This window comes from Xanthobacter sp. BG11Y11_SDJG, from assembly GCF_057364445.1.
On the sequence record NZ_JBNFNU010000320.1, the window covers coordinates 1 to 4,938 of the forward strand.

Annotated in this window: 7 protein-coding genes and 1 pseudogene; 3 read left to right on the top strand and 5 right to left on the bottom strand. The window is 71.5% G+C overall.

Translation table 11 applies throughout. The features are described 5' to 3' along the window. Positions 1-275: 275 nt before the first annotated feature. Positions 276-464 (top strand): hypothetical protein, encoded by a 189-nt coding sequence (locus tag AC2W7M_RS19680; RefSeq protein WP_486134261.1) that lies wholly within the window; start codon positions 276-278, stop codon positions 462-464. Next, positions 461-832 carry a transglutaminase-like cysteine peptidase gene (locus AC2W7M_RS19685; protein WP_486134263.1) on the top strand — a complete coding sequence of 124 codons (372 nt, stop codon included), beginning with the start codon at positions 461-463 and terminating at the stop codon, positions 830-832. Before AC2W7M_RS19680 ends, AC2W7M_RS19685 begins: the two co-directional genes overlap by 4 nt. Before the next feature lie 13 nt (positions 833-845). On the opposite strand, the gene AC2W7M_RS19690 is transcribed toward AC2W7M_RS19685, so the two are convergent. The 5 genes and pseudogenes from AC2W7M_RS19690 to AC2W7M_RS19710 form a co-directional block, all read right to left on the bottom strand. Then, positions 846-1,376, bottom strand: a complete 531-nt coding sequence (locus tag AC2W7M_RS19690; protein WP_486134265.1) for a gamma carbonic anhydrase family protein — start codon at positions 1,374-1,376, stop codon at positions 846-848. A gap of 218 nt (positions 1,377-1,594) precedes the next feature. Continuing rightward, complete coding sequence (locus AC2W7M_RS19695; RefSeq protein WP_486134267.1) at positions 1,595-1,819, bottom strand: hypothetical protein; 225 nt, start codon at positions 1,817-1,819, stop codon at positions 1,595-1,597. A gap of 133 nt (positions 1,820-1,952) precedes the next feature. Continuing rightward, positions 1,953-3,246, bottom strand: a pseudogene (locus AC2W7M_RS19700) (RsmB/NOP family class I SAM-dependent RNA methyltransferase). Beyond that, entirely contained in the window at positions 3,243-3,926 is a 684-nt protein-coding gene (locus tag AC2W7M_RS19705; protein WP_486134269.1) for a 5'-methylthioadenosine/S-adenosylhomocysteine nucleosidase, read from the bottom strand. Before AC2W7M_RS19705 ends, AC2W7M_RS19700 begins: the two are co-directional and overlap by 4 nt. A 77-nt stretch (positions 3,927-4,003) precedes the next feature. After that, on the bottom strand, positions 4,004-4,348 hold the full coding sequence (locus AC2W7M_RS19710; protein ID WP_486134271.1) for a hypothetical protein: 345 nt from the start codon (positions 4,346-4,348) through the stop codon (positions 4,004-4,006). Between the two features lie 258 nt (positions 4,349-4,606). On the opposite strand from AC2W7M_RS19710, the gene AC2W7M_RS19715 reads away from it, so the two are divergent. After that, a partial coding sequence (locus AC2W7M_RS19715) for a tetratricopeptide repeat protein (RefSeq protein ID WP_486134273.1) occupies positions 4,607-4,938 on the top strand: 332 nt, incomplete at its 3' end.

Here is a 4,938-nt window from a genome sequence, read left to right on the forward strand (position 1 = left end):
CTGCGCGGTACCGCGGGGCGGTCCGGCGCCGCCGCCCACAGTCACGGCGGCGCTTGCGGCGTGCGGTGTGGCCCTGCGGGCACGGCCGGCCGCGGACGTTAAGGTTAACGGAAGGTTGACGGGGCAATTGCGGCCGGGATGCGGCATTATGATCTTGTTAACGATTGGCGGATGCCCGCAATGACCGAGCGCCTGGTCCGACAGCTCCTGACCGCTTTCCTCGTGATGGCTGCCGCCACAGGCGCCGCGCGCAGGACCAGCGTCTCAGCCCGCGCGTGACCAGCCTTTCGCCCGCCGCCATTCCGAACAATCTCGCCGAGGGGCATGCCGCCAGCGCGCCCATCGGCTACACCCGCTTCTGCGCCGAGCACGGCCACGAATGCGCACCCTCCGGGCCGCTGACCGCCATGGTGCGCCTTGATGCGCGGCGCGCGCCGAACTGGAGCGCGCCAACACCTCGGTGAACGCCAGCATCGAGCCCGCCACCGACCTCGACCACTATGGCGAGACGGAGCGCTGGACCTATCCCGACGACGGCCGCGGCGACTGCGAAGACTATGTGCTGGAGAAGCGCCGGCTGCTGCTCAATCTCGGCTGGCCGGCCTCGGTGCTGCTGATCACGGTGGTGCGCGACCAGAACGGCGACGGCCATGCGGTGCTGACCGTCGTGAGCGACCACGGGGATCTCGTGCTCGACAACCAGGAAGAGAAGATCCTGCCCTGGAGCGAGACCGGCTACCGCTACGTGAAGCGCCAGTCCCAGGCCCATCCTGCCCGCTGGGTGTCGCTGGGCGACACCGGCGTGCCGCCGGTGGTGGGCGGCGGCCGCTGACGGCGGCGCAGCGTCAGTCGATGCGCTTCAGCCCCTTCTTGTAGCGCTGGAAATTGTGCTGGTAGTGCTCCGCCGTGCGGGCGACGCGCGCCGCCATCTCCTCGTCGATGCGCCGCACCGCCTTGGCGGGGGCGCCGACGATGAGGGAATTCTCCTCAAACACCTTGCCCTCGGTGACCAGCGCGTTCGAGCCAACGAGGCTGCGCGGGCCGATCACCGCGCCATTGAGCAGCGTCGCGCCCATGCCGATGAGGCTCCCCTCCCCCACCGTGCAGCCATGCAGGATCGCCATGTGACCCACGGTGACGCCATCGGCCAAAGTCATGGGGAACCCCGGATCGGTGTGGAGGACGCAGTTCTCCTGGATGTTCGTGCCCGCGCCGATGACGATGGGCTCGTTGTCGCCGCGCAGCACCGAGCCGAACCAGACGCTGGCCCCTTCCTTGAGAATGACACGGCCGATCAGCACCGCATCGGGCGCAATCCAGTAATGGCCGGAAGCGGGCAGCTCGGGAGCGATGCCATCGAGGGAATAAAGCGGCATGGGCGGTCCTCTTCGGCGCGTTAAGCAGGAAGCGGGCGCGCGGGGCGCCCGTCTGCCCGCTTGCTAGCGCCATTGCCGCCGCGCGGCTAGAGCACGCGCCGATCAGCTTGCCCTGCAAGCTGATCGGATAACGCATTCCCTCTCATTCAGTGAGAGGGCGCCGCCCAATGAACCCTCCTCGCGCAGCGAACCGTGGCGAGCAAAGGTCCGGCCGGCGATCAGATCGCCGCCCAATAGGACTCGCACCCCGCCGGCGGGTTCACCGCCGCCGCGCCGTGGCGCTTCTTCAGCTCGGCGCAGGAATAGGCCCGCGCATCGGCCGGCAGGCGCGAATTGATGGCGGTGCCGATCTCGTCATAGGGCTCGGACGAGGCATAGACGTAGAACGCCCAATAACCGCCCACCACCGCCACCAGAAGGACGAGGATACGAAGGATACCCATCTGTTGCTCCCGTTCCGCTCGCAGGCTCGTCCGACGCCGTTCGGCGCCGCACGGCTGCGCCTGCGCTCTGCGGAACAACGCGCGGGGCGCCGTTCGGTTCGATCCGTCGCGGCAGAACGCGGCGGAAGCGTTCCTACCCCTCCCGCCGCAGCACGCCCACGAAAAAGCCGTCCGTCCCGGTCCGGCGCGGGGTCATCAGCAGGCCCTCGCGGCTGGTAAGGGCGGCGGCCGCCAGAGCCGGCCCCCTGGGCGCCCAGCGCCAGCGCGGCCTCGGTGGGCGCGATGGGGTGGAAGTCCGCGCGCTTGGCGAGCAGCGCGCGCACCTGGGCGCCGTTCTCCTCGTCGAGCAGCGAGCAGGTGACGTAAGCGAGCCGGCCGCCGGGCCGCACATAGTGCGCCGCCTGCTCCAGCACCTTCGCCTGCTCGGCGATGCGCTGGGCCAGCGCGCCGGGACGCACGCGCCACTTGGCGTCGGGGTTGCGCCGCCAGGTGCCGGTGCCGGTGCAGGGGGCGTCCACCAGCACCAGGTCCATGCGCCCTTCGAGGTCGCCGAGCACGTCCTCGGCGCCGCGCGGACTGCGCACCTGCACGTTGCGCACCCCGGCGCGGGCCATGCGCTCGTGCAGCGGCTTCAGGCGGCGGATGTCGGCGTCGTAGGCGTAGATCTGGCCCTTATTGTCCATCAGCGCCGCGAATTCGAGCGTCTTGCCGCCGGCGCCGGCGCACAGGTCGAGCACCTGTTCGCCCGGCGCGGGGCGGGCGAGGATGGCGGCGATCTGCGAGCCCTCGTCCTGCACCTCCACCTCGCCCTTCAGGAAGGCGGGTTCGGCGGAGACCGGCGGCGCCTTGCCCTCGGCGTCGAGCACGATGCGCGCCAGCGAGAAGCGCCCGGGCTCCGGCCGAGGTGCGCCAGCGCGGCCCGCGCGGCGTCCGGCTCGGCTTTCAGCGTGTTCACGCGCAGATCAAGCGGCGCGCGGGCGGCGAGCGCACGCCCCTCCTCCGCCGCCTCCGACCCGAAGACGTGGCGCAGCGAGGCATGGAGCCACTGGGGATAGTCGCCCTGCACGAAGGGCGGCGCGCTTGAGAGGTCGGGCGCGGAAAGGCGCGCCATTTCCTCCTGCGAGAGCGGGGCCGGCGCGAAGCGCTCGCCGGAGCACAGCGCGGCGATAGCGGCGGCATCGAGCCCGCGCATCACCGCCAGCATGCCGAGAACCAGCGCCCGCGGCGCGTCCGATCCCATCACATGGGCGGCGGAGGCGCGCCGGCGCAGCGTGTCATAGACGAGGCCGGCGATGGCGGCCGGTCGCCCGAGCCGGCGAAGCGGTGGGCGAGGCCCCAGTCCTTCAGCGCCTCGCCGGCGGCCGCCGGCGCGTGGCGATGTCGGCGAGAACCTCGATGGCGGCGGAGATGCGGGCAGAAGGGATCACCGGTGCGCTTCCTGGTCCTGGGCGCCCGCGGCGAGCGCATCGAGTCCGCCGGCCGCCAGCTGCGCCGTGAGCAGATCGAGCGCCTGCGCCAGCTTCTCGTCGACGATGTGGAGATATTCGGTCCAGTCCTCGTAGCGGGCAAGATCGCTGCGCCCGTCGGAGATGCCGCGCAGGCCGATCAGCGGCAGGCCGTGGCGGCGCGCGGCACGCAGCACCGCAAAGCTCTCCATGTCGACCATGTCCTGCGCGATCGCGTCATAGGCGGCGCCGGAGATGATGCCGCCGCCGGTCGAGAGCGAGGCCGACCGCACGCCGACGATGCGGTGCGGCAGGTCGATCTCCGCCGGCTCGTCCAGGAACGGCGTGCGCCCCTTCTCGAAGCCGAGCACCGAGGCATCCATGTCGCGATAGGCGACGCGCGCCACCTGGTAGACCTCCGCATGATCCAGCCGGCGCGAGCCGGCTGAGCCAAGCGTGACCACGAGGTCCGGCGCCGCGCCCCGGTGCTCCAGCGCGGCGAGGGCGCGCGCGGTCTCCACCGCCGCCTCCACGGGGCCGACGCCGGTGATGAGCGGCGCGATGCGCGCCTGAAGGTGCGGCCCGTATTCCTGGCGGGTGGCCATCACGAAGAGCACCTGGTGGCCGCCGACGGAAAGAACGTGGCGGGCGGGATCGTCCATGTCTGTCACCTGGAGCGCGGCGGGCGGAGCGCCTGTCCTCTAGCGCCCCGCGCCTCCTGTCAATCGCCGCGCCGCGGTCAGATGTTCAGAAGGACCGCCAGCGCGAACAGGCCCCACATGAGCGCCAGCACCGCGAGGCTCGCAATATCGAGGCTCACGCGCGCCCGCGCCGCCGGCGAAAGGAGCTGCGGGAAGGCGGCGATGAGGCGCAGGGCGACGAACACGAAGGCCAGCACCACGAACGCGACGTCCGCCTTGCGGGTGAACAATGCGAGCGCGGTGAGCGTGTAGAACAGGAGCGCCGCGAACACGGCGCGCACCCCGTCTGCCGTCACCTCGCTCGCGCGGATGCCGCGCAGCAGCACGGCGAGCACCAGCGCCACGTGGATGAACAGCGGCAGCAATATGATCTGAACGGTCATGACCCCCTCCGTCGCGCGCCCACGGGCCGGGCGTCGGCCCGGGCGTCGCCGCAAGCGCAACCGCGGCGGCGGACTTTCGTTCCCCGCAGCGCTCCAGCCGGTGCGGCAGGCCATCCGGCCGCGCCGACGATGCGCCGATCGGACCGGCCTGCCCCTTGACCGGCGCGGGTTTGCCACGATTGAGCCGCACGGATACGTTACCCGCCCTTTCCGGCGCCCCTGACGGGCGCGCCGGCGCCAGAGAGCCGCGAACCGCCGATGACCGACATATTTCACGAGATCGAGGAAGACCTCCGGCGCGAGCGCCTGCGCAAGCTGTGGGACCGCTTCGGCAACTACCTGATCGCGCTGGCGCTCTTGCTGGTGGCCGGAACCGCCGGCTGGAGCGGCTGGAAATACTGGCGCGAGCAGCAGGCCTTCAAGGCCAGCGCCGCGTTCGAGGCCGCCTCGGAGCTCGCCGCCGCCGGCAAGTTCCCGGAGGCCGAGGCCGGCTTCCAGGCGCTGGTGAAGGACGGACCCGAGGGCTATGCCGCGCTCGCCGGCTTCCGCGCCGCCTCGGTGGCGGCGCAGGCCGACAAGGCGCGCGGCGT

What these genes read in the sequence shown, in the direction of transcription:
- AC2W7M_RS19690 (WP_486134265.1), bottom strand. Translation starts at nt 1,376, where the DNA reads ATGCCGCTTTATTCCCTCGATGGCATCGCTCCCGAGCTGCCCGCTTCC.
- AC2W7M_RS19695 (WP_486134267.1), bottom strand. Translation starts at nt 1,819, where the DNA reads ATGGGTATCCTTCGTATCCTCGTCCTTCTGGTGGCGGTGGTGGGCGGT.
- AC2W7M_RS19705 (WP_486134269.1), bottom strand. Translation starts at nt 3,926, where the DNA reads ATGGACGATCCCGCCCGCCACGTTCTTTCCGTCGGCGGCCACCAGGTG.
- AC2W7M_RS19710 (WP_486134271.1), bottom strand. Translation starts at nt 4,348, where the DNA reads ATGACCGTTCAGATCATATTGCTGCCGCTGTTCATCCACGTGGCGCTG.